The 21,536-nt window shown below is 64.4% G+C and carries 22 protein-coding genes and 1 pseudogene; 6 read left to right on the plus strand and 17 right to left on the minus strand.

Annotation, left to right across the window (positions count from 1 at the left end):
• Positions 1 to 12: 12 nt before the first annotated feature.
• The gene (locus NKJ01_RS22995) at positions 13 to 249 is read left to right on the plus strand and encodes a DUF2093 domain-containing protein (protein WP_031261032.1); all 237 of its coding nucleotides are present in this window, start codon (positions 13 to 15) and stop codon (positions 247 to 249) included.
• On the opposite strand, the gene lpxK is transcribed toward NKJ01_RS22995, so the two are convergent.
• The 6 genes from lpxK to NKJ01_RS23025 form a co-directional block, all read right to left on the minus strand.
• Positions 246 to 1,271, minus strand: a complete 1,026-nt coding sequence (gene lpxK / locus NKJ01_RS23000) for a tetraacyldisaccharide 4'-kinase (protein WP_023762116.1) — start codon at positions 1,269 to 1,271, stop codon at positions 246 to 248. The two genes, NKJ01_RS22995 and lpxK, sit on opposite strands and share 4 nt — an antisense overlap.
• Before the next feature lies 1 nt (position 1,272).
• Positions 1,273 to 2,589 (minus strand): lipid IV(A) 3-deoxy-D-manno-octulosonic acid transferase, encoded by a 1,317-nt coding sequence (waaA, locus tag NKJ01_RS23005; RefSeq protein WP_352731204.1) that lies wholly within the window; start codon positions 2,587 to 2,589, stop codon positions 1,273 to 1,275.
• A complete protein-coding gene (locus NKJ01_RS23010) occupies positions 2,589 to 3,377 on the minus strand; it encodes a lysophospholipid acyltransferase family protein (protein WP_352731207.1) in 789 nt (262 codons plus the stop codon). Before NKJ01_RS23010 ends, waaA begins: the two co-directional genes overlap by 1 nt.
• 5 nt (positions 3,378 to 3,382) lie before the next feature.
• A complete protein-coding gene (locus NKJ01_RS23015) occupies positions 3,383 to 3,628 on the minus strand; it encodes a DUF4170 domain-containing protein (protein ID WP_013532345.1) in 246 nt (81 codons plus the stop codon).
• Positions 3,629 to 3,730: 102 nt separating this feature from the next.
• Positions 3,731 to 4,534 carry a 3'(2'),5'-bisphosphate nucleotidase CysQ gene (locus NKJ01_RS23020; RefSeq protein ID WP_352731210.1) on the minus strand — a complete coding sequence of 268 codons (804 nt, stop codon included), beginning with the start codon at positions 4,532 to 4,534 and terminating at the stop codon, positions 3,731 to 3,733.
• On the minus strand, positions 4,521 to 5,864 hold the full coding sequence (locus NKJ01_RS23025) for a TldD/PmbA family protein (RefSeq protein ID WP_352731213.1): 1,344 nt from the start codon (positions 5,862 to 5,864) through the stop codon (positions 4,521 to 4,523). The genes NKJ01_RS23020 and NKJ01_RS23025 overlap by 14 nt, the downstream gene beginning before the upstream one ends.
• A 168-nt stretch (positions 5,865 to 6,032) precedes the next feature.
• Between NKJ01_RS23025 and NKJ01_RS23030 the strand changes: the two genes are divergently transcribed.
• On the plus strand, positions 6,033 to 6,449 hold the full coding sequence (locus NKJ01_RS23030; protein WP_352731215.1) for a VOC family protein: 417 nt from the start codon (positions 6,033 to 6,035) through the stop codon (positions 6,447 to 6,449).
• A gap of 27 nt (positions 6,450 to 6,476) precedes the next feature.
• On the opposite strand, the gene epmA is transcribed toward NKJ01_RS23030, so the two are convergent.
• A complete protein-coding gene (epmA, locus tag NKJ01_RS23035) occupies positions 6,477 to 7,523 on the minus strand; it encodes an EF-P lysine aminoacylase EpmA (RefSeq protein WP_352598906.1) in 1,047 nt (348 codons plus the stop codon).
• 113 nt (positions 7,524 to 7,636) lie between these two features.
• Between epmA and efp the strand changes: the two genes are divergently transcribed.
• Positions 7,637 to 8,206: an elongation factor P gene (gene efp / locus NKJ01_RS23040; protein ID WP_023762108.1), complete on the plus strand. Its 570-nt coding sequence runs from the start codon at positions 7,637 to 7,639 to the stop codon at positions 8,204 to 8,206.
• 52 nt (positions 8,207 to 8,258) lie between these two features.
• Here the strand turns inward: efp and NKJ01_RS23045 are convergent, their stop codons facing one another.
• A complete protein-coding gene (locus NKJ01_RS23045) occupies positions 8,259 to 9,353 on the minus strand; it encodes an alkene reductase (RefSeq protein ID WP_352598910.1) in 1,095 nt (364 codons plus the stop codon).
• A 58-nt stretch (positions 9,354 to 9,411) separates the two neighbouring features.
• Positions 9,412 to 10,200: an SDR family NAD(P)-dependent oxidoreductase gene (locus tag NKJ01_RS23050; RefSeq protein WP_352731220.1), complete on the minus strand. Its 789-nt coding sequence runs from the start codon at positions 10,198 to 10,200 to the stop codon at positions 9,412 to 9,414.
• A 110-nt stretch (positions 10,201 to 10,310) separates the two neighbouring features.
• On the opposite strand from NKJ01_RS23050, the gene NKJ01_RS23055 reads away from it, so the two are divergent.
• A complete protein-coding gene (locus NKJ01_RS23055; protein WP_352731223.1) occupies positions 10,311 to 10,874 on the plus strand; it encodes a TetR/AcrR family transcriptional regulator in 564 nt (187 codons plus the stop codon).
• A 267-nt stretch (positions 10,875 to 11,141) separates the two neighbouring features.
• Here the strand turns inward: NKJ01_RS23055 and NKJ01_RS23060 are convergent, their stop codons facing one another.
• Both NKJ01_RS23060 and NKJ01_RS23065 read right to left on the minus strand, forming a co-directional pair.
• A complete protein-coding gene (locus NKJ01_RS23060) occupies positions 11,142 to 12,374 on the minus strand; it encodes a serine hydrolase domain-containing protein (RefSeq protein ID WP_352731226.1) in 1,233 nt (410 codons plus the stop codon).
• A gap of 286 nt (positions 12,375 to 12,660) precedes the next feature.
• A pseudogene (locus NKJ01_RS23065) lies at positions 12,661 to 12,897 on the minus strand (patatin-like phospholipase family protein); the annotation flags it as partial.
• A 128-nt stretch (positions 12,898 to 13,025) separates the two neighbouring features.
• Here NKJ01_RS23065 and NKJ01_RS23070 point away from each other — a divergent pair.
• Complete coding sequence (locus NKJ01_RS23070; RefSeq protein ID WP_352731229.1) at positions 13,026 to 13,568, plus strand: dihydrofolate reductase family protein; 543 nt, start codon at positions 13,026 to 13,028, stop codon at positions 13,566 to 13,568.
• A gap of 48 nt (positions 13,569 to 13,616) precedes the next feature.
• Here NKJ01_RS23070 and NKJ01_RS23075 read toward each other — a convergent pair whose 3' ends face one another.
• From NKJ01_RS23075 to NKJ01_RS23095, 5 genes are all read right to left on the minus strand, one after another.
• On the minus strand, positions 13,617 to 14,480 hold the full coding sequence (locus tag NKJ01_RS23075; protein WP_352731232.1) for a patatin-like phospholipase family protein: 864 nt from the start codon (positions 14,478 to 14,480) through the stop codon (positions 13,617 to 13,619).
• Positions 14,477 to 15,847, minus strand: coding sequence for a M16 family metallopeptidase (locus NKJ01_RS23080; RefSeq protein WP_352731327.1), 1,371 nt, complete (start codon positions 15,845 to 15,847; stop codon positions 14,477 to 14,479). Before NKJ01_RS23080 ends, NKJ01_RS23075 begins: the two co-directional genes overlap by 4 nt.
• Positions 15,848 to 15,869: 22 nt before the next feature.
• Complete coding sequence (locus NKJ01_RS23085; protein ID WP_352598924.1) at positions 15,870 to 17,258, minus strand: M16 family metallopeptidase; 1,389 nt, start codon at positions 17,256 to 17,258, stop codon at positions 15,870 to 15,872.
• 115 nt (positions 17,259 to 17,373) lie between these two features.
• Entirely contained in the window at positions 17,374 to 17,928 is a 555-nt protein-coding gene (rsmD, locus tag NKJ01_RS23090) for a 16S rRNA (guanine(966)-N(2))-methyltransferase RsmD (protein WP_031261126.1), read from the minus strand.
• A 13-nt stretch (positions 17,929 to 17,941) separates the two neighbouring features.
• Positions 17,942 to 20,035, minus strand: coding sequence for a pseudouridine synthase (locus NKJ01_RS23095; protein WP_352731236.1), 2,094 nt, complete (start codon positions 20,033 to 20,035; stop codon positions 17,942 to 17,944).
• A 238-nt stretch (positions 20,036 to 20,273) separates the two neighbouring features.
• On the opposite strand from NKJ01_RS23095, the gene NKJ01_RS23100 reads away from it, so the two are divergent.
• Entirely contained in the window at positions 20,274 to 20,723 is a 450-nt protein-coding gene (locus tag NKJ01_RS23100) for a nucleoside deaminase (protein ID WP_352731239.1), read from the plus strand.
• Positions 20,724 to 20,770: 47 nt separating this feature from the next.
• Here the strand turns inward: NKJ01_RS23100 and NKJ01_RS23105 are convergent, their stop codons facing one another.
• A complete protein-coding gene (locus tag NKJ01_RS23105; protein WP_352598930.1) occupies positions 20,771 to 21,451 on the minus strand; it encodes a hypothetical protein in 681 nt (226 codons plus the stop codon).
• Positions 21,452 to 21,536: the final 85 nt, after the last annotated feature.

Raw genomic sequence — 21,536 nt, forward strand, 5'->3', positions numbered from 1 at the left:
CGGCGTCCCTGCATCATGAACCGTTTCGAAGGCCCCGGCGGCAGCAAGGAAGCCCGCATCCGCTATCTCGATGGCGATTTCCAGGTTACCAGCCCCGGCGCATTCGTGCGCTGCGCGGTGACCGGCGAAAGCATTCCGCTCGATGAGTTGAAATACTGGAGCGTCGCCAGGCAAGAGCCCTATGTCAGCGCAACTGCATCCCTGCGCCGCGAAATCGAGGTGCATCCGGAGCTTCGAAAGCGCGGTTAGCCCCTCATCTTACGCTGGCGCCAGGCATCGAGCGTTTCATCGATGATGCGCGCGGGCACGTGATCGAGTTCGAAAACGGTGTCGATCTCCAGCACTTCGAGCCGGTCGAGAAAGTCCTGTGAGGCGCCGTGCCGCAGCCGCGCGGCGTCTTTGGCGGTGGTGATGAGGCCAAGCCCCTCGGCGCGTGCGGTCGCCGCCAGTTCGGCAAGTTCATCCTCGCCATAGAAATGATGGTCCGGAAACGGCCGAGTCAACGCCAGCTCGCCGCCGGCATTGCGCACCGTGTCGAAGAATTTCTCGGGGTGGCCGATGCCGGCGAAGGCCAGGAGCCGCTTTCCGGCAAGCCCTGCCTTGCCGGTTGGTTCGGTATGGGCTTCGAAGATCGCCCGGCCGGCGCGCGCCGCCTGGCGTACCACGGCGTCAGCGGCGGTGCCCTCGCCCATCTTCAACAGCCCGCTGGTGAAGACCAGTTGGTCGACGATTTTGGCCCGGAGCGGACCGCCCGGAATGACACGGCCATTGCCAATCCCGTAGCGCGCGTCGACGACGACCAGCGCGTAGTCGATATGGATGCGCGCGCTCTGGAAGCCATCGTCCATGATCAAGAAATCGCAGCCATGCTTTTCCAGCAGCAGCCGGGCGCCGGCGGCGCGGTTCGGCGTCACCGCCACTGGCGCGTGTTCGGCCAAGAGCAGCGGCTCGTCGCCGACATGCCTGGCGCTGTCGTGATTGACATCGACGACATGCGGCTCGGCGAAGGAGCCGCCATGGCCGCGCGACAGGAAGCCGGGTTTCAGATGCATGCGTTTGGCCTGTTGGGCGAGCGCGATGGCCACCGGTGTCTTGCCGGTACCGCCAACAGTGAAATTGCCGACGCACAGAACCGGTGCCTCGATTTTCTCACGCTTGGCCCGCCGCATGCCCCGGCCGGCGGCAAGCGCATAGATGGCCGACAGCGGCGACAGTGCCAGGACCCGCCAGTCCGGCTCTTCCCACCAGAATGGTGGTGCTTCGGAAGCCACGTTAGCGCCCGTTAGCGCCCTTCAGGCGCGATTTGATGACCAGCGGCTGGATGTAAGGCTCAAGGGATTTCAGCGTGCGCGCCAGCGCACCGCGCATCTCATCGACGGTCGCAACGCCCGCCGCCATCATTTCGTGGCGCGCCACTTCGTTGGTCAGGAGGAAATTGACGGCGCCGGCCAGCATGTCGCGATCGCGCACCAGCTTGGCGCCGCCGCTGTCGAGCAGACGCTGGTAGGCCTCGCGAAAATTCTGCACATTGCGGCCGGCGAGAACCGCGGTGTCGAGCATCGCCGGCTCCAGCGGATTCTGGCCACCCTCCGAGGTCAGCGAGCGGCCGACGAACGCGATTTCCGTCAGCCTGAGATAAAGCCCCATCTCGCCGATCGTATCGCCGAGCAATATATCGGTGTCGGCAGTGATCCTGTCGCCCTTGCTGCGCCGCGCGACCTTAAGGCCCATGCCGGAAATCTGCGTCGCAAGCGCCTCGGCGCGATCGGGATGACGTGGGACGACGATCGTCAGAAGACCAGGGTGACGCCTGTGCAGTGTCGCGTGGACTTCCGCCGCGACCACCTCCTCGCCGTCATGGGTCGAGATCGCCGCCCAGGTCGGACGCGCGCCGATCTGCCGCCGCAGCGTCGCCAGCACCCGTTCGTCGACCGGCGGCGGCGAAGTATCGACCTTGAGGTTGCCCGACACGGTGACCGGCCTGGCGCCGAGCGCGAGGAAGCGCTCGCCATCGACATCCGACTGCGCCACCACATGAGCCAGATTCTCGAACAACGCCTCGGCGATGTTTGCCCGTTTCTTCCACGACCTGAACGAACGATCGGACAGCCTGCCATTGACCAGCACCTGCGGCACGCGGCGCGCGCCAAGCTCGAGGATGGTCATCGGCCAGATCTCGGATTCGGCGATGATCGCCAGATCCGGCTGCCAGTGATCGAGGAACCGGCTGACCGCCGGCTTGAGGTCGAGCGGCACATATTGGTGGATGATGCGATCACCGAGCCGCTCGTCGGCGACCTGCGCCGAAGTGACCGTGCCGGTCGTCAGCACGATGTTGACGCCGTAGTCGAGAATGCTTTCGACCAGCGGCACGACGGCTATTGTCTCACCCACGCTTGCAGCATGGATCCAGATCACCGGACCCTGGGGCCGCGGGCGGCCGGCGACGCCATAGCGCTCGCGCCGGCGATAGCGGTCTTCCTTGCCGCGCGAGGTGCGCCAGGCGACATAAGGCCCGACCAGCGGATAGGCGGCCGCACCCGCGAAGCGGTACGCCGACAGCATGGCTCGCGCCCAGCGACCGCTCATCACGTGGCGTCCACAAGACGGTAGGCCTCAGCGGTCGCGGCATTGAGCGCGACTGTCACTTCCTGGCGCTTGCGCTCCATTTCGGCGTCGTCGGCGCCAGCCGCCACGAAGATCGGTGGGCCGATGACGATCGACGAGCGGCCGAATGGCAGGTTGATGGTGGTCCTGTCCCAGCTCTTCTCCAGCACCTTGCGGCGGCTGGTGGTGATGGCGACTGGCACAAGCGGCCGGCCCGAGAGGCGCGCCAGGAGAACGATGCCAAGCCCTGCGTCGCGCGGTGTACCGTGCGGAATGTCTGCGATCATGGCGACGTTCTTGCCGCTGGCGAGCGACTTTTTCAGGGCGATAAGGGCTCTTGCCCCGCCCTTGTCGAGATGCCTGGCATTTTCACGTCCACCTGAACCGCGCACAGCCTCGATGCCGAATTTCTCCAGCATCAACGCGTTGAGCTCGGCATCGGCGCTGCGCGAAACCATGGCGACCAATGGCTTGCGCTTGGGGTAGTAGGCTGGCGTCAGCAGGTGCTGGCCGTGCCACAGGGCGATGATGCCGGGCTCGAACTCGGTATAGTCACCGCCCGAAAACTGCGCCGACCCTTCGACGACGCGATTGGTGAGGCGCACGAACCGGACGAACTGAGCGAACAGGCTGGCGATGGCGTTCTTGACGAACCGCGATTCCGCCAGCGGTTGGCGAATCTTGCGCCAGAAGGCCTTGGTCGTGCGGCTGCGTCCCCTGCCCGTGGGCGAGGCCTCTCCCGCTGGCCCTTTCGCCAGATCATGCTCCATCGAAGTCAACCGGCAGCCTTGTTGTCGGGGTCCAGCAGCCGATGCAGGTGAACGACGAAATAACGCATGTGGGCATTGTCCACGCTGGCTTGCGCCTTGGCTTTCCACGCCGTGTGCGCGGATTGATAGTCCGGATAGATGCCGACGATGTCGAGCCCGTCGAGATCGCGGAATTCGGTGCCGCCAAGCTTCTTCAGTTCGCCACCGAACACCAGATGCAAAAGCTGTTTCTTTCCGTCTTCCGCGGCCATGTCGGTCCTTCACATATCGTGAGTTTGTGACAGGTCTAGACCAAAGTCGCCGACTTTGGAACCTTAGAGCCTGATGAATTCATCTCGCTCAGGAAAGCGCTTTCACGCATCCAGCGCGGCGATGACGCCGGCGAGCACGGCCAGCAGTTCGCCACTGCCGGCGGCGAGCGCGCCGTGACGGGTCACCTCGCCGGCATAGAGCGGCGCGCGGCCATGCTGGTCGAGCAACTGGCCGCCGGCCTCGCGCAGGATGAGATCGGCGGCCGCAATGTCCCAGTCATGCGCGTTCGGCTTGACGAAAGTGGCATCCAGCGCGCCATTGGCGATCATGGCCAGTCGATAGGCGAGCGAAGGACTGTAAGGCGCGCGCTTCATCCGCGCCTGCCATTCGGCAGGCATCAGGTCGGTCAACTGCTTGAGCCCGGAAATCTCGGCCGTGTCCGCCAGCTTGCGCACCGCAATCCGCTTGCCGTTGCGGAAGGCGCCCTGACCGGGCAGCGCCCAATAGGTCTCCTCCATCGCCGGACATTCCAGTACGCCGGCCAACGAGCGGCCATGCTCGACGACGGCAACGCTGACGCACCAGGTGCGCTGGCCCTCCAGGAACCCGCGCGTGCCGTCGATCGGATCAACGACGAAGGTGCGGCGTGCCGAAAGCCGAACCGGATCGTCGACTGTTTCTTCAGACAGCCAGCCATAATCCGGCCGCGCCGCCAGCAGCGTTTTGTGCAGAAAGGCGTCGGCGGCGTGATCGGCCTCGCTGACCGGCGATGTGCCGCCCTTCATCCAGACTTGTGGGCTGTTGCCGAAGTAGCGCATGGCGATGACACCAGCCTCGCGGGCGGCATCGCGCAGCAGCTCCAAATCCTCGGTGGCGCCGGCAGTGGTCAGGTCATGCTCCGGCAAGGGTCATCCCTTCGATCAGGAGCGTTGGGGCGGCGGTGCCGAAATTGCGGTCAAGATCGCTTGCCGGCACCATGTTGAGGAACATGGTCTTCAGGTTCGAGGCGATGGTGACCTCGGCGACCGGATAGGCCAGTTCACCATTCTCGATCCAGAAGCCCGAGGCGCCACGGCTGTATTCGCCGGTGACCATGTCGACGCCCTGGCCAAACACCTCGGTGACATAGAACCCGGTCTTGAGCGATTTGATCAGCTCTTCCGGCGAGCGCTCGCCGGGCTCAATGGCGAGATTGGTGGAGGATGGCGAGACGGAAGAGCCGCTGCGCGCGCCGCGCCCGTTGGTGACGAGGCCAAGCTCGCGCGCGGCCGATGTCGACAGGAACCAGTGATTGAGCACGCCCTTCTCGACCATCAACAGCTTTTTCCCCTCGACGCCTTCGCCGTCGAATGGACGCGAGGCCTGGCCACGCCGCCTGAGCGGCTCGTCGGTGACGGTGATGGCGGATGCGGCCACCTGCTTGCCCATCATGTCGCGCAGGAACGAGGTCTTGCGCGCGACCGAGGCGCCGTTGATGGCGCCGCCAAGATGGCCGGCGATGCCGCGCGCGACGCGCGGATCGAACACCACGTCGACCGGCCCGGTCGCCGCCTTGCGCGCCCCGACCCGACGCACCGCGCGTTCGCCGGCCTTGCGGCCGATATCCTCGGGTGTATCCAGATCGGCAAAGTGCTGGCGCGAAGAGAATTCGTAGTCGCGCTCCATGCCGGTGCCCTCGCCGGCAATGACGCTGGCCGAGCGCGAAAAACGCGAGCCGACATAGTGGCCGAGGAAGCCGTGCGAGGTGGCCAGAACCAGCCCGCCCAGGCCCGCACTGGCGCTGGCGCCGGCCGAATTGGTCACGCCCTTGACGGCAAGGGCTGCCGCTTCCGTCGCAAGGGCTGCTTCCTTCAACTGGTCGGCCGACACTTCGGTGGCATCGAACAGGTCGAGATCGCGCGTCTGTTTGGCGAGCAATGCCGGGTCGGCGAGCCCCTGGTAAGGATCCTGCGGCGACACTTTCGCCATCGCGACGGCACGCTCGGCGAGCATCTTCGGATCCGAGGCCGCCGTCGCCGAGACACTCGCCACCCGGCCGCCGACAAAGACGCGCAGCGCGACATCCTCGCTCTCGGACGATTCGGTGCCCTCGACCTTACCGAGACGCACCGACACACCGGTCGAGCGGCCTCGCACTGCCACCGCGTCGGCGGCATCGGCGCCGGCCTTTTTGGCAGCCTCGACCAGAGCCGCGACGCGGTCGGTCAATTTTGCTGCGTCTGATATATCGGTCATGCCTGAAATCCTGCTGGTGCGGCCGACGTCCGGTCGTTGCCCACCCATCTATTGTTCCGGTCCAGCTTGTGCAATGGCATAGGCTTCAATCAAAATGCAGGGTTGAGGGTTCAAACCGCGAACCCCGCGACGCATAACCAGTCGGCAGCCCTGTTCGGAGCATTTTCGATGACGCCTTTCCATCTAGCCTTCCCGGTCCGTGATCTCGATGAAACCCGCGTTTTCTATGGCGAGGTGCTGGGCTGCGCGATCGGCCGCTCGTCGGCGACCTGGGTGGACTTCGACCTGTTCGGCCACCAGATGTCGGCGCATCTGCGGCCGCAGGCAGCACAAGCCCCCAGTGACGGCAAGGTCGACGGCATCACCGTGCCTATCCCGCATTTCGGCGCTGTGCTGCTGATGGAAGACTGGCAGCGCCTGGCGACGCGGCTGGAGGCGTGCGACGACATCGACTGGCTGGAACGGCCGATGGTCCGCTTCAAGGGCGAACCCGGCGAACAGGCGACGCTGTTCATCCGCGACCCCTCGGGCAATGCGCTGGAATTCAAGGGCTTCCGCTCGTTGGAGCAGGTTTTCGCGCATTGAACGGGTCAGGAACGGCTACCGAGTGATTCAGGGCGCCGCGACCGGCGTCCAGATGACGTCCTCGATCTTCTGTGCGCCGGTCGCCAGCATCGCCAGCCGGTCGAAGCCGAGCGCGATCCCGCTGGCCTGCGGCATGATGGCTAGGGCGGCGAGGAAATCCTCGTCCAGCGGATAGCGCTCACCGTAGATGCGCTGTTTCTCATCCATCTCGATGACAAAGCGCCGGCGCTGCTCCTCGGCATCGGTCAGTTCGCCAAAGCCGTTGGCGAGTTCGACGCCGCAGCAATAGAGCTCGAAGCGCTGGGCAACGCGCGGGTCGATCGGGCTCGGCCGCGCCAGCGCCGCCTCGGCGACAGGATATTCGCACAGGATGGTCGCCCGCCCCTGCCCGAGGAACGGTTCGACCTTCTCCACCATCACCCGGCTGAACAGGTCGGCCCAGCTGTCGTCGGGTGCGGTGCGCAGGCCGGCCCGGGTCAAGGCGGCGTACAGCGCGTCGCGGTCGGTGCCGCCGTCGGCGGCGACCGTAGCCAGCAAATCGATGCCGGAATAGTGGGTGAAGGCATCCGCAACCGTTAGCCGTTCCGGCTCGGCGAACGGATCACAGTCTCGGCCGCGGAAGGAAAAGCGCGTCGCCCCTGCCCTTGTCGCGGCCAGCGCCAGAAAGGCGGCGCAATCCCGCATCAGGCTCTCATAGCCTTCGCCGACCCGGTACCATTCGAGCATGGTGAATTCGGGATGGTGCAAGGGGCCGCGCTCGCGGTTGCGGTAGACCGGACCGAAGCTGAAGATGCGCTGCTCGCCGGCGGCAAGCAGCTTCTTGCAGGCGAATTCCGGCGAGGTGTGGAGATAGAGCGGCGACCGCGCGTCGTCCGGCCCTATCGCTTCCGTGGCGAAGGCCGCCAGATGCGCCTCGTTGCCGGGCGAGACCTGCAGGGCCGCCGTTTCCACCTCGACGAAATCATGGGCGGCGAACCAGTCGCGCAGGCTGGCGGCGATGGCATTGCGCAGCATCAGCCGCGGGCGGCGGTCGGCATGGACATGCGGCGTCCACCAGGGTGAAGCTTCGGTCATGGGGCCCAGATCATGGTGGAGGGGGCTGGCGGCGGCGGCCAAGATGCGGTAGGCCCCCATCCAGCGCCGCACAAGCCGGCAAACGCCAATCAACTATCGCAGGATTTAAAACCGTGGTGAAAGTCATCGCCAGTTCGCTCCGCAAAGGCAATGTCGTCGAAAAGGACGGCAAGCTTTATGTGATCCTCTTTGCCGAAAACATCCATCCAGGCAAGGGCACGCCAGTGACGCAGCTCGACATGCGCCGCATAGGCGACGGAGTGAAGGTTTCGGAGCGCTACCGCACCACCGAACAGGTGGAGCGCGCCTATGTCGAAGAGCGCGAGCACACCTTCCTCTATCGCGACGGCGAAGGCTTTCACTTCATGAACCCGGAAACCTACGACCAGGTAGCGGTGTCGGAAGCCGTGGTCGGCGACATGGCGCCTTACCTTCTGGAAGGCATGGCCGTGCAGTTGTCACAGTTCAACGGCATTGCCATTTCATTGGTGCTGCCGCAGCGCGCTACCTTCGAAGTGGTCGAAACCGAGCCGACGACCAAGGGACAGACGGCCTCCTCATCCTACAAGCCGGCCGTGCTGTCCAACGGCGTGCGCACGCTGGTGCCCCCGCACATCGCGCCGGGCACCCGCGTGGTGGTGATGACGGCCGATGGGGCTTATGTGGAGCGGGCCAAGGACTGAGGGGCTGCTGTCACGTGGGATGGCTGCCTCGCAGCCGCCGCCCTCCGATAGCTCATGGGCGGCTTGAGGCGGCGATCGCGGGATAGTCGGTATAGCCAGCGGAGCCGCCGCCATAGAGCGTCGCCGAGTTGAATTCCGTCAGCGGAGTGCGCGTCTTCAGCCGTTCCACAAGGTCAGGATTGGCGATGAACGGGCGCCCGAAGGCGAACAGGTCCGCCTTGCCCTCGGCGAGCCGCGACGCCGCGAGTTCGAGGTCATAGCCGTTATTGGCGACATAGGTATTGTTGAAGCGCCGGCGGAGCGATCCGAAGTCGAACGGCGCGACATCGCGCGATCCGCCCGTGGCGCCCTCGACGACATGGATATAGACGATGCCCAAAGCGTCGAGTTGATCGACGATATAGTCGAACTGCGCCTGGGGGGCACTGCTCGAGACGCCGTTGGCGGGCGAGACGGGCGAAATCCGGATGCCGGTGCGCTCTGCGCCGATCTCCTCGACCACCGCAGTCGCAACCTCCAGCATCAGCCGGGCGCGGTTCTCGACCGATCCGCCATAAGCATCGGTGCGGACATTGGCACCGTCCTTGGCGAACTGGTCCAGCAGATAGCCGTTGGCGCCATGAATCTCGACGCCATCGAAACCGGCCTCAATGGCGTTCGCGGCTGCTTGCCGGAAATCGTTGACGATCCCCGCAAGCTCGTCGAGCCCCAGCGCGCGGGGCTCCGAAACCTCGACAAAGCTGTTGTTCACGAACGTCTTGGTCGCGGCCCGGATTGCTGAGGGCGCCACGGGCGCGGCGCCGTTCTCCTGCAGATCGACGTGCGAGACGCGGCCGACGTGCCAGAGCTGCAGGAAGATACGCCCGCCCTTGGCGTGCACGGCTGTCGTGACCTTGCGCCAGCCGTCGATCTGAGCCTGGGAGTAGATGCCGGGCGTGTCTTGGTAACCTTGTCCCTGCCGCGAGATCTGCGTGGCCTCGGAGATCAGCAGGCCGGCGGAGGCCCGCTGGCCGTAATACTCGGCGACAAGATCGCCCGGAACGAAGCCCGGGCCAGCGCGATTGCGTGTGAGGGGCGCCATGACGATACGATTGGAGAGCGTCAGCGAGCCGAGAGAATAAGGCTCAAAAAGTGCTTTGTTGGTCATAGGTCACCTTGTTTGTCCCCGCCGCGACGAGGTCGTTATCAGATGGATTCATTGGTGCTCAGGCGACCTTGCGGTACCGCTCAGCGGGATGTTCGTTCCGATAGTTCGGAAGCATGGCCTGGCGCGCAGCCTGAAGCGCGTCCCACTGACCGGCATCGGGAAGTGGCGGGATGGTCACCGGTTCGCGGCGGTCAAAGCCGACCAGCGCCGCGTCAACCAGATCGTCCACCTCCATGACGTTGGAGAGCGTGTTGATGTCGGCGCCGACGTGGCCCCAGATCTCGGTTCGCGTCGTGGCGGGTAGCACGGCTTGGACGTAGACGCCCGTCGGCTCAAGCTCGAGGCTGAGCCCCTGCGACAGGAACAGCACGAAGGCTTTGGTTGCGCCGTAGACCGTCATGCCGAACTCCGGCGCCAACCCGACCACGGAACCGATGTTGACGATCGCCCCTGCACCTGCCTTCGCAAGTCGTGGGGCGATGGCGCTGGCAAGTCGCAGAAGCGCGGTCGTGTTGAGCGCAACGAGCCGGGCGACGTCATTGGTGCTCTGCTCGATGAAGCTTCCGCCGATGGCTGTTCCGGCATTGTTGACGAGAATCCCGATGCGGGCGTCATCGCGCAGCCTCGTCTCTACCGTTGCAAGCTCGGCAGGCTGCGTAAGATCAGCCTGGATGATGTCGATCGCAACGCCAGTTTCCTGACGGAGCCGGGCTCCCAGTGCCTCCATTCGTGCCACGTCACGGGCAACCAGCACGAGGTCGTGTCCGCGGCGGGCGAACCGTTCGGCATAGGAAGCGCCGATGCCCGTGGAGGCGCCGGTGATGAGGACTGATGGAATGGTGGTCATGGCATTGCTCTTTTCTCTGATGGAACCTATATTCATGACGATCATCATGATTGCTGCTAAATATGATGGGCATCATGTAAATGTCAACGGGGCCGACGGAGAATTTTGAAATGAAGGTCAGTCGAGAGCAGATGGCGGAGAACCGTCACCGGATATTGGATGCGGCCAGCCGACTGTTTCGCGAGAAGGGGTTCGACGCGGTCAGCGTGGCGGAAGTAATGAAAGCCGCCGGGCTCACCCATGGCGGCTTCTATGGTCATTTTAGTTCGAAGGACGACCTGATCGCGCAGACCCTTGCCCACGTCCTCGCCGCGGACTCAGGTGGAGGGAGCGATCTTCGCGCTTATGTGGCGTCCTATCTTTCGCCCCGTCATCGCGACAACGCCGCCGGCGGCTGTCCGACGGCGGGTCTTGCCGCGGCTGTCCGCCATCAGACCCCGGCTGCCCGCTCAGCCATGACAGAGGGCCTTCGATCGCAGATCGACCATATTGGCAAGGCGCTCCCGAAGCTGGATGCGGCGGACAGACGCCGCGCGGCGATCGGAAGCTTTGCGGCGATGGTGGGGGCAGTGATCCTCGCCCGGGCGATCGACGATCCCGCGCTCTCGGATGAAGTGCTTGAGCAGACGCGTGCCTGGGTCGATGCCGGGATCAGCCAAGTGTCTGCCAGCTAGCTAGGTGGTCTGCGGCAGGAGTGCTCTTGTCGAGAGCAATGCGGCTATCGTCGGTGGTTGGGTGGCTATCTTGCAGAATATCGCACCGCAGCGTGCAATCGGCGGGATTGGCGGACCAAGAGGGTTTCGACCTTCCCTGTTGAGGCAATGAGATGGAAGAGCAACTGCCTAGAGGGTTGGGCGAAGAGCTCATCGAGCACGACGAAGCCGAGCCGGCCCAGCTTGCTAAGCAGCAGGGTTGCTCCGCGCAGTTTCTGTCGACGAGTCTCAGGCCCCTGTCAACGCACCGTGGACGAGTGCGCGCAGCTCTTTGCGCACCGGAATGGCGCTTGAAGGCAGCAGTTGCGTGAAGAGAATGACAACCATGTCGTCGACCGGGCTTACCCAGAAGAAGGTGCCTGCCGCCCCGCCCCAGCCATAGTCGCCGACTTGCGCCGAAATTTGTGCCTTAGCCGGATCGAGGACAACAGAGCCCAACAGACCGAACCCGACGCCGTCAAACTGGGTTTCGGCCCAAACTTCGGTTGCCATCGAGGCAAGATCTCCCGGTAGGTGATTGCACGCCGCCAATCTCAAAGTGCGGGGACTGAGGATGCGTTCGCCGTTGAGTTCACCTCCAGCCCGCAGCATTTCGGTGAACCGCCAATAGTCGTCGATGGTTCCGACGAGCCCGCCTCCGCCGCAGAACGTATCAACCTTGCCTTGCCGCCACTCTGAATCCTCGGGCGCTTCGCGCAATGCCATGCCGCCAGCCGTAGCCTCATAGAGCGGGGGAAAACGGCTGATCTCAGACTCCGGCACAGAGAAGCCGGTGTCGGTCATGCCGAGGGGCTCGAAGATGCGGGTCGCGAAGTACTTGTCCAGCGTCATTCCGGAAACGACTTCCACGATTCGGCCGATGACATCGGACCCGGTGCTGTATTGCCATTTCGTGCCCGGCTCCCATTCCAATGGCAGCTCGGCGATCCTGCGCACCATTTTGTCGAGCCCACCGTAAGCAAGGGCGAGGCCGAGTTTTTCCTTGGCATAAGCTTCACCGAGCAGTCGGGGGTTCGTAAAAAGGCTTAGGCCAGATGTGTGGGTCAGCAGATGATGGATCGTCATCTTCGTCTTGATGGGCACTGTCTGGTCCAGCGACGTTGCGCCCGGTATCAGAAGTTGCCTGTTTTTGAATTCCGGCAGGTAAGCTTCGACCGGATCGTCGAGATGCAGACGCGCCTCCTCGTACAGCATCATCAGCGCGACGGCGGTGACAGGTTTGGTCATCGAGTAGATGCGGGCGATGAGGTCGCGCTGCCAAGGCCGCTTGGCTTCGACGTCGGCGTGCCCGGCGCAGTCGAAAAAGGCGAGTTCTCCATGTCGCGCGATGAGCACCGCACCACCCGGCCAGCGCCCTGTGTCGGCATATCGCTGCATCCACCGCTTCAGTCGCGCCAGCCGCGCCTTGTCGAAGCCAAGGTGTGCAGGATCACGAACTGGTTCGCCACCAAATTGACTCATCGCGCAAATGTCCTGTAGCAGGCGAAGGCCCTTTGGACAATCCTGCGCGCTCCCCGCATTATTGCCAATAGTTGACTGCTTGACCTCCAGTGAAGCTGCAGACGACGTCTGCTCTCAGGAAGCCCAAATGCGATCCCTACGGCAAACTTGCGGCGCCTTGCCGCCGTTCGGCCGTGAACTCGCCTATGGCCGCATCGGGTCAAATGCGACCGTTCCCAGCCTTTTGTTCGCTTAGGCCAGGTCCGCAAGCAGAACAGGCGTCAGCCTTACCGGCACGCCACCATCTTCACCCGATCAGTTTTCCCCGCCTCGCTTTGACGGCGGCATCAGCCCTCGCCTCCATAGCCTTCTCCACCTGCCGCTTCAGCTCGTCCTTGATGTCAGCCGTCTCGTTCATCAACGCCTCGATCTTCAGGAAATCGAGCACGCGGTATTTCGAAACCGCCGGGCGGACCAGGATGTCGGGGCGGCATTGCTTCAGCTTGTTGGCGATGATCGACTGCATCATCAGCTGCGTGGCGCCGTCAGGCCGGTTGAGGTCAATGCGTGTCTTTGGCATTGGCATAAACGACAAAGCGCCGCGCTATTTTTCACGAAGCGTGTCGCAGGCAGGCCGCGCGGTTCGTCCTTTGACCAATGAAGGAGAGCGCCATGCGAAAACTTATCGTCACCGAATTTATCAGCGTCGATGGCATAGCCGAGGTCGAGAAGCTGCCCAGTGTGACCTGGAACGACGAGATGAACAGGTTCAAGGAGGACGAACTTGCCGACAGCGGCGCCATGCTTTTGGGGCGCGCGACCTATGAGATATTTGCCGGCTCATGGCCCAAGGAAACCGGAGATTTTGCCGGCCGGTTCAACGCGCTGCCGAAATATGTCGCGTCGACCAGTTTGAAGGTGCTCGACTGGAAACCGGCCGAGTTACTCACGGGACCCCTGCCGGACGCGGTGAGGACGCTGAAGCAAGGCAATGGCGGCAACATCTATGTGCATGGCAGCCTCAGCGTCGCGCAGGAATTGCTGCGCCATGGCCTGGTCGACCGCGTCAGGCTGCTCAGCTATCCCGGCGCCGTCGGCCAGGGCAAGCCGCTGTTTCCAGTCGGCGAGCCGATCTCGCTCGAACTGGTTTCCGCCAAGCCATTCAACAACGGCGTGGTGGCGCTGGAGTATGCGCTGGCGGCGGCGAAATCGTAAATCGGTTGGAGCCTCTTTCCTTCCAGATCGAATCTGGGGGATGCACCCTCACCCGATCAGCTTTCCCCGCCTCGCTTTGACGGCAGCGCCAAGCCGCGCCTCCATAGCCTTCTCCACCTGCCGCTTTAGCTCGTCCTTGATGTCAACCGTCTCATTCATCAAGGCGTCGACCTTCAGGAAATCGAGCACCCGATATTTCGAAACCGCCGGGCGGACCAGGATGTCGGGGCGGCATTGCTTCAGCTTGTTGGCGATGATCGACTGCATCATCAGCTGCGTGGCGCCGAATATCAGGTCGACGGTGGTCGGGTGCTTGCGGTCGAGCTCTACCGGCGCGCCGACGACGTCGACGCCAATGATGATGTCGGCGTCGTTCTCGATCAGGTCGAAGGGCACGGGGTTGTAGATGCCGCCGTCGATCAGCAGCCTGCCGTCGCGCATGACCGGGCGGAACACGGCGGGTATGGCCGCTGACGCCGCCAGTGCCGAGTGCAGGTCGCCATCGTCGAAGACGGCCAGCTTGTGGCCGAAATAGTCCGTCGCCGTCACCTTCAACGGGATTTTGAGCTCGGCGAAAGTTTCGGGAATGACTTCGGGCAGAAAAGCCTTGAGTATCCGTTCGACGTTGAATTGGCTGACGCGGACCTGCATGGCTTCTGCGATCGTGCCCGGCCTCGCCCGCCACATGCGGCTCGCCACTTCAGCGCGGCGGCCCAGGATCGAGCGGGCATAGTCGTGGATGTCCTTGCCGGTCATTCCGGCGGCCATGCCGGCGCCCATGATGGCGCCGATCGACGAGCCGGCAATCGCCACGGGCTTGATGCCCAGTTCGTCCAGCGCCTCGATGACATGGATATGCGCCAGCCCGCGCGCACCGCCGCCGCCGAAGGCGATGCCGAAGGTCGGGCTCATCCCTTGCCGGCCCCTGCCAGTTTCGGGCCGATGACCATGATGGTCGGCTCTGTGGTCAGCAGCTTTTTCGCCGCCGCCTTGACCTGGTCGAGCGTCACCGCGTTGATGTAGCTCGCGCGGCGCTGCATGTAGTCGATGCCGAGACCGTCGAGTTGCAGCTCGACCAGCGTCGAGGCGATGGCACTCGACGAGTCCAGGTTATTGATGGCGTAGGCGCCGATCATGTATTTCTTGGTCGCCGCCAGCTCCGCTTCGGTCGGACCTTCATCGGCCAGTTGCTTGACCACATCGCGGACGACACCCAGCGTCTCGGCCGCCCGGTCCGAGCGGGTCCCGGTGCTGACGATCAGCGCATTGGCGTGGTCCTGGTTGATCAGCGAGGAGTTGACGCTATAGGCCAGCCCGCGCTTTTCGCGCACCTCCTGGAACAGGCGCGAGGTGAAGGTGCCGCCGCCGAGGATCTCGTTCATCAGCACGGCGGGAAAGAAATCCGCCGCCTTGCGCTTCACTCCGGGATAGGCGAGTTGCAGGGAGGTCTGGGGCAGGTCGTAGTCGACCTCGACATGCTGCGCCAGCTTGGGATCGATATCGGCCACCGGGCTCAGCGCCTGGTTTTGCGGCAGGCCGCCGAACACCATGTCGAGCTTCTTCTTCAGCGTCTCGGGGTCGATGGCGCCGACCACGGCGACATGCAGCCCGCCGCGCGCGAACACCGCCCTATGCAGGGCTTTCAGGTCGTCCGGCTTGATGGTGGCGATGCTCTCCCTGGTGCCCTCGTCCGAGCGGGAATAGGGGTGGTCGCCGTAGAGTGCCCGCGCCCATTTGCTCTGCGCGACAGTATCGGGGTCGTTCTCGCCGGCGATGATGCCGGACAGTATCTGAGCCCGGATGCGATCGATCGGCAACTGGTCGAAGCGCGGCTCGTTGACCGCCAGCCGCAGGAGGTCGAACGCCTCGTCGCGCTGCTCGGCCAGCATGCGCATCGAGCCGTAGGTGCCGTCACGGCTCTCTTCGAAACTCATCTCGGCACCGGCATCGTCGAGCTTGATCTGGAAGTCTTCCGAGTCGAGCGGCCCGGCACCTTCGTCGAACAGGCCGGTCATCAGGTTGGCCAACCCTTCCTTGCCCGGCGGATCCTGCGTCGAGCCGCCGCCGAAGACGAAGCGGATGGCGACGATCGGCACGGAATAATCCTCCACCAGCCAAGCGGTGATGCCCTTTGGCGAGGTGACGGACTGGATGTCCATGGCGCGTGCCGTAAGTGCCGGCAGGATCAGGAAGACGATGGAGAGGAAGAGCGTTGCGATTGCGGCGAGCGCTCTGCCTTCTCCCCTTGTGGGAGAAGGTAAGGGCGCGCCGGCGTGCATCGCGTTCGTGTTCGTCATCGAATCAATTCCCCGCCTGTTGCTGCGGCAAGAGATAACCGGTCGTCGACCGGGCAAGCACCAGATAGCGCGCGGCGACGGCCTTGACGTCTTGGGCGGTGACCTTGCCGATGCGATCCGGCCATTGCTGGACGTCCTGCACATTGCCGCCGGTGGCCAACGTCGAGCCGTAGATGTTGGCCATGGAATCCTGCTTGTCGCGGGCAAAGACCATCGACCTGATATAGCGGTCCTTGGCCTTTGCCAGCTCCGAGGGCGTCACGCCATCCCTGACGATGCGAGCCACCTCGGCATCGACCGCCGCCTCGAGATCGACGAGCTTGGCATCGCCGCGCGGCGAGCCGTAGATGGTGAAATTGGTGTCGTCGAGCATGGTGCCCTGGAAATAGGCGCCGGCGTTGGAGGCGATGCCTTGCTGCACGACGAGGGCCTGGTAGAGCCGGCTGCGGTTGCCGCCGCCGAGGATTTCCGCCAGCAGATCGAGCGCTTCCGCCTCGCCCGGCTTGCCCGAATGATAGGACGGCACCACCCATTGGGTGGAAAAGCTCGGCACGCTGACGCGGGCATCGGCGAGCGTTACCGTGCGCCTGGTGTTCTGCTCCGGTTCCACCGGGCGGATGCGCGGCGGTAAATCGGGGCCGCGCGCGACCTTGCCATAGGTCTTTTCGGCAAGCGTCCGCACCGTGTCCGGTTCGACATCGCCGGCCACGATCAGCACGGCGTTGTTGGGCCGGTAGTATTTGTCATAAAAGGCGGTGGCGTCGGTGCGGTTCAGCTGCCGCATTTCCTGCATCCAGCCGATGACCGGGATGCGATAGGGCTGGTTCTGCCACAGCGTGGCGTCGACCTCCTCGTCCAGCACGGCCTCGGGATTGTTGTCGATGCGCGAGCGGCGCTCCTCAAGGATGACGTCGCGCTCGGTTTTGATCACATCGTCGGTGAGGATGAGATTGCGCATGCGGTCGGCCTCGAAGCTCATCATCAGCTCGAGCGCCGACGGCACAACCGTCTCATGGAAGGCCGTGTAGTCGTAAGAGGTGAAGGCGTTGTTGGAGCCGCCGATGTCGGAGACGGCGCGGTCGAACTCGCCGGCCGCATGATGGGTCGTCGCCTTGAACATCAGGTGCTCGAAGAAATGGGCAATGCCGGACTTGCCCGGCGGCTCGTCGGCGCTGCCGATCTTGTACCAGACCATATGGGTGACGATCGGTGCGCGGTGGTCGGGAATGACGACGACCTCCATGCCGTTGTCGAGCAGGAAATCCGTGACCTTGAACGTGGCTGGAATCGTATCGGGCAAGACGAGGCTCTCGGCCAGCGCCGGGCCGGTCATGACGAAAGCCAGCGAGGTCGCCAGCAGAGTCCCGCGCAGCCATTCAGCCCTAGATGTCATCAACGGCTCCGATTTCCTTGGCAGACGATAGGCAGGGCATGAACCACAAGCAAAGTGAATTGTTGGCCATCTTGCCGTCAAAGGCGGCGGCAAAGAGGCCGGGCGTCAAAAGCTATCAGCCCGCCTCGATGAAGCGGATCACCGTCTCGCCGTAACTGCGCTCATCCAGCACGGAAAAGCCGGGGCCTGGCTCGAAGGGCGCCACTGCGGCCTCCTCGACCACGCACAGCGCGCCGGGACGGAGCCAGCCGCCGGCCTTGGCCGACTGCAGGGCACGCTCGCCAAGACCCTTGCCGTAGGGCGGGTCGGCGAAGACGAGGCCGAAGGGCGCAAGCGTGCCAGCCTCGCCGAGGCCGGTGGCATCACGGCGGAAGATCTTGGTACGGCCGGTCAGGCCGAAGGCCTCGACATTGTCGCGGATCAGGCCACGGCCTTCGGCCGACTCCTCGATGAAGACGCCGTAGGACGCACCGCGCGACAGTGCTTCGAGCCCGAGCGCACCGGTGCCGGCGAACAGGTCGAGCACGCGCGCTCCGTCGAGTTTCTCCGCGAAGCGATGCGCCAGCACGTTGAAGACGGCCTCGCGGGTGCGATCGGTCGTCGGACGGATGGCGCTTGAGCGAGGCGTCGCCAAGGGACGCCCGCGAAACTCACCGCCGACAATTCTCATCTCGCTTTGGGCCTCATTTCGTTCTGGGACCCTTCGGGCCGCCGCGCGGCCGCTCGCCGCCGCCCGGCTCGCCTCTCGGCTTGCCGAATGGCTTTGCGCCGGCCGGTTTGCCATAGGACGGCTTGAACGACGCCTTGCGCGTCTTGGCGTCAGCGGCCTTGGCCGCATCGGCTTCAGCCCTGCCCTTGCCGATCGGCCGCGCGCCCGGCGCCATCCAGACATTGGCCTTGCGCTGGCCGGGCGGCTCGATCGGCCGCTGCTCGCGCTCGGATTTCTTGCCACCGGGCTTGCCGCCAAAAGCACCACGCGGTTTGTCGCCAAAGCCGCCGCGCGGCTTGTCGCCAAAATTGCCGCGGGGTTTGTCGCCAAAGCTGCGCTCGGGCCGCGGGCCGCGTTCGCCGAAACTCTTTTCCGGTCCGGAGCTTCTGTCGGGACTGGTCGATAGCTTGCCCAGCGCCTCGTCGCGGCTGCCTTCGCGGCGTTTGCGGTTCTTGATCAAGCCGCCCTCGCCAATCGGACGGCGCTCGCCGTCACGGGTGAATTTCGGCCGTTCCGGCTCCGGCTCGCGGATTTCGGTGCGACGCACCGGCTTGTTGGAAAACGGCTTGGTGACCTCGGCGTCGAAATTGGCGCCGGATTCCTCGACCAGGCGCTCGCCAAGCTGGTCGCGCAGCACCCTGCCCTTAATCTCCAGCACATGGCCCTCGGCGAGGTCATCGAGCTGGAACGGACCGTAGGAGATGCGGATCAGCCGCGTCACATCAAGGCCGAGCGAGCCGAGGATGTTCCTGACCTCGCGGTTCTTGCCCTCGCGCAGGCCGATCGTCAGCCAGGCATTGGTGCCCTGCTCACGATCGAGCGTCGCTTCGATGGCGCCGTAAAAGACGCCGTCGACGGCAATACCTTCGCGCAGGCCGGCAAGCGCGCTCTCCTCGACCTTGCCGTGGACGCGTACGCGGTAGCGGCGCAGCCAGCCGGTGGCCGGCAGTTCGAGCACGCGCGAAAGGCCGCCATCATTGGTAAGCAGCAGCAGCCCTTCGGTGTTGATGTCGAGCCGGCCGATGGTCATCAGCCGCGGCAGTTCGGCGGGCAACACGTCGAAGACGGTCTTGCGGCCCTCGGGATCGCGGTTGGTGGTGACGACGCCGGCCGGCTTGTGGAACAGGAACAGTCGGGTGCGCTCGATCGGCGGAATCTCCATGCCGTCGAGATGGATGATGTCATCAGGCATCACATTGAAGGCCGGCGACGTCAGGGCGCGGCCATTGACCTTGACGCGACCGGCGGCGATCAGTTCCTCGGCATCGCGGCGCGAGGCCAGACCGGCGCGCGCCAGCCGCTTGGCGATGCGTTCGCCTGCCTCTTCCGTCGCTTCCGCGGAATGCGGGCGCGGCCTGAAGCCGGCGCCGGATGCAGTTTGCGGCCGATCGCTGAAGTCGCGCTTGGGACGATCAGCGAAATCGCGCTTCGGGCGGTCAGCGGCGTCGCGCGACGCGCGGTCGCCAAACTCACGCTTGGGACGGTCGAAGCGCTTTTCGCCGCCCCCTGCCGCTGCAGCCGGGCGGTCGCCACGAGGCGCATAGGGTTTGCGTGGCCCTTCGCGCTTCTCATAGGGCTTGCCTTCGGGGCGCGGGCCTTTGTGGAATGGTCTCTCGGCGCGCGGAGCGCCACGCTGACCGGCTTCGCGCGGCTTGTAGTCGCGTTTCGGCCGTTCGCCTTCAGCCGACATCGGCCGGTCGCCGCGCGGTGCATAGGGCTTGCGCGGCCCTTCGCGCTTTTCATAGGGCTTGCGCTCGCCTTCAGTCGCCATCGGACGGTCGCCGCGCGGTGCGTAGGGCTTGCGTGGTCCCTCACGCTTCTCAAAAGGCTTGCCTTCGGGACGCGGTCCTTTGCTGAATGGCCTGTCGCCGCCCTTGAAGTCGCGCTTCGGCCGCTCGCTCTCGGCAGCCATCGGCCGATCGCCGCGCGGCGCGTAGGGTTTCTTGGCGCCAAAGGACGGCTTGCCGCCCTTGCCGGCGGCGCCATCACGGCTGCGGGGTCCCGCTGCTTTCGAGCCGCTCCTGGCCGGACCCTTCTTGGGTCGGAATTTCTTGTCGTTGTCGTCCATGTGGCCTTTGTCCGTTTGCGCTGCTACAGCGTGGCGCATCCTCTCGGGCGCGCAACGAACGCTGTAGCACTTTGATTTGGCGCATGATCATTTCCGAAAATCGAGTCCGATTTTCGGGTTGATGCGCTCAATAACAGGATCATCAGAGTTTGTCAGGGAAAAGTGGAGACCGGTTTTCCGGCAAGACAAACGAAAACCAAGCCTGGGGTGGCGAGGAGATAATAGGAATGGACACCGCGTGACGCGACCGGATATCATGGCGATGGCGCTGAAAGAGGCGGAAGCGGCAGCCTTGCGTGGCGAAGTGCCGGTCGGCGCCGTCATCGCCTACGGCGGTACGGTCGTTGCCAGTGCCGGCAACCGCACCCGCGAGCTTGCCGACCCAACAGCGCATGCCGAGATGCTGGTCATCCGCGAAGCCTGCCGCAAGCTGTCAGCCGAGCGGCTGACCGGCCATGATCTCTATGTAACGCTGGAGCCGTGCGCCATGTGCGCCGGCGCTATTTCCTTCGCCCGGCTGCGCCGGCTATATTTCGGCGCCGCCGATGACAAAGGCGGCGCGGTGGTCAATGGCGTGCGCTTCTTCGCCTCGCCAACCTGCCACCACACGCCCGACATCTATCCGGGCATCGGTGAGACCGAAGCGGCCCTATTGCTCAAAGGATTTTTCCAGGAACGGCGCGGCTGAACCGGGCGCAAGGCCCGTCACCGGCAGGCAACGCAGACCGTCCGTTTTTAGAGCGACGGCAGCCAGTCGAACCAGCCACTGCCCTTCTTGCCCTCCGCCTCCTTCTTCAGGCGGCGTTCCTTCTTGTACTCGTCCTCGCCAAGCTCGTTCTGCGGCGCCGTGCCGGCTGCCACACGATACTGCACCGGCGGTTCGCTCAGATATTTGCGGGTGTTCGGGTCGCCCTGCTTGCTGTCGGCAAGCCGGCGCTGGATCTCGGCGGCGCGACCCTTGTCTGAATCGGCGGGGCTCCACGCCGGCGGGTGGCTCGAGCCTGAATCCGCCATTGCCTTCTTCACCGAGGCCGGGTCGGTCTGCACATCGTCGACGATCTCCGACTGGTAAGCCGGGTCGTTCTGGTGGGCGGTGGCGTCGGCGCGCAAGCGGGCGCGGCGCTGCTCGGGCGATTCGGGCCATTCGGCGCTCGCCGTCTCGATGCTGTCCTGCGGCGCCGGCAGCGCTTCCTTCTGGCCTGGCGCCGGTTTCACCAACGTCGGACGCGGCTTGTAGTCGATCTGCTCCTTGTGCTTAGGCGCGATCGAAAAGGCGCCGGTCAGATCGCCGGCCAGCTGTTCGCCGGCGGTCTTGTCGGTGCCATAGGTCGGAGAGCCCATGCAGCCGGACAAAGCCAGGCCCGATGCGACAAGCGGCGCCAGCAGCGCCAGGCGCGCATTATATCTCTCGGTCATGCCAAAAAGTCCCACTCTAGACAGCCTCTCGATTGCCACCGGTGTTATGACCGGTCCCCATCGTCCACGCACTTGCGACTGAAAT

The organism is Mesorhizobium sp. M0276 (assembly GCF_040321755.1).
Taxonomy (GTDB): domain Bacteria; phylum Pseudomonadota; class Alphaproteobacteria; order Rhizobiales; family Rhizobiaceae; genus Mesorhizobium.

What these genes read in the sequence shown, in the direction of transcription:
- waaA (WP_352731204.1), bottom strand. Translation starts at nt 2,589, where the DNA reads ATGAGCGGTCGCTGGGCGCGAGCCATGCTGTCGGCGTACCGCTTCGCG.
- NKJ01_RS23010 (WP_352731207.1), bottom strand. Translation starts at nt 3,377, where the DNA reads ATGGAGCATGATCTGGCGAAAGGGCCAGCGGGAGAGGCCTCGCCCACG.
- NKJ01_RS23015 (WP_013532345.1), bottom strand. Translation starts at nt 3,628, where the DNA reads ATGGCCGCGGAAGACGGAAAGAAACAGCTTTTGCATCTGGTGTTCGGT.
- NKJ01_RS23025 (WP_352731213.1), bottom strand. Translation starts at nt 5,864, where the DNA reads ATGACCGATATATCAGACGCAGCAAAATTGACCGACCGCGTCGCGGCT.
- NKJ01_RS23030 (WP_352731215.1), top strand. Translation starts at nt 6,033, where the DNA reads ATGACGCCTTTCCATCTAGCCTTCCCGGTCCGTGATCTCGATGAAACC.
- epmA (WP_352598906.1), bottom strand. Translation starts at nt 7,523, where the DNA reads ATGACCGAAGCTTCACCCTGGTGGACGCCGCATGTCCATGCCGACCGC.
- NKJ01_RS23045 (WP_352598910.1), bottom strand. Translation starts at nt 9,353, where the DNA reads ATGACCAACAAAGCACTTTTTGAGCCTTATTCTCTCGGCTCGCTGACG.
- NKJ01_RS23050 (WP_352731220.1), bottom strand. Translation starts at nt 10,200, where the DNA reads ATGACCACCATTCCATCAGTCCTCATCACCGGCGCCTCCACGGGCATC.
- NKJ01_RS23055 (WP_352731223.1), top strand. Translation starts at nt 10,311, where the DNA reads ATGAAGGTCAGTCGAGAGCAGATGGCGGAGAACCGTCACCGGATATTG.
- NKJ01_RS23060 (WP_352731226.1), bottom strand. Translation starts at nt 12,374, where the DNA reads ATGAGTCAATTTGGTGGCGAACCAGTTCGTGATCCTGCACACCTTGGC.
- NKJ01_RS23070 (WP_352731229.1), top strand. Translation starts at nt 13,026, where the DNA reads ATGCGAAAACTTATCGTCACCGAATTTATCAGCGTCGATGGCATAGCC.
- NKJ01_RS23075 (WP_352731232.1), bottom strand. Translation starts at nt 14,480, where the DNA reads ATGAGCCCGACCTTCGGCATCGCCTTCGGCGGCGGCGGTGCGCGCGGG.
- NKJ01_RS23080 (WP_352731327.1), bottom strand. Translation starts at nt 15,847, where the DNA reads ATGCACGCCGGCGCGCCCTTACCTTCTCCCACAAGGGGAGAAGGCAGA.
- NKJ01_RS23085 (WP_352598924.1), bottom strand. Translation starts at nt 17,258, where the DNA reads ATGACATCTAGGGCTGAATGGCTGCGCGGGACTCTGCTGGCGACCTCG.
- rsmD (WP_031261126.1), bottom strand. Translation starts at nt 17,928, where the DNA reads ATGAGAATTGTCGGCGGTGAGTTTCGCGGGCGTCCCTTGGCGACGCCT.
- NKJ01_RS23095 (WP_352731236.1), bottom strand. Translation starts at nt 20,035, where the DNA reads ATGGACGACAACGACAAGAAATTCCGACCCAAGAAGGGTCCGGCCAGG.
- NKJ01_RS23105 (WP_352598930.1), bottom strand. Translation starts at nt 21,451, where the DNA reads ATGACCGAGAGATATAATGCGCGCCTGGCGCTGCTGGCGCCGCTTGTC.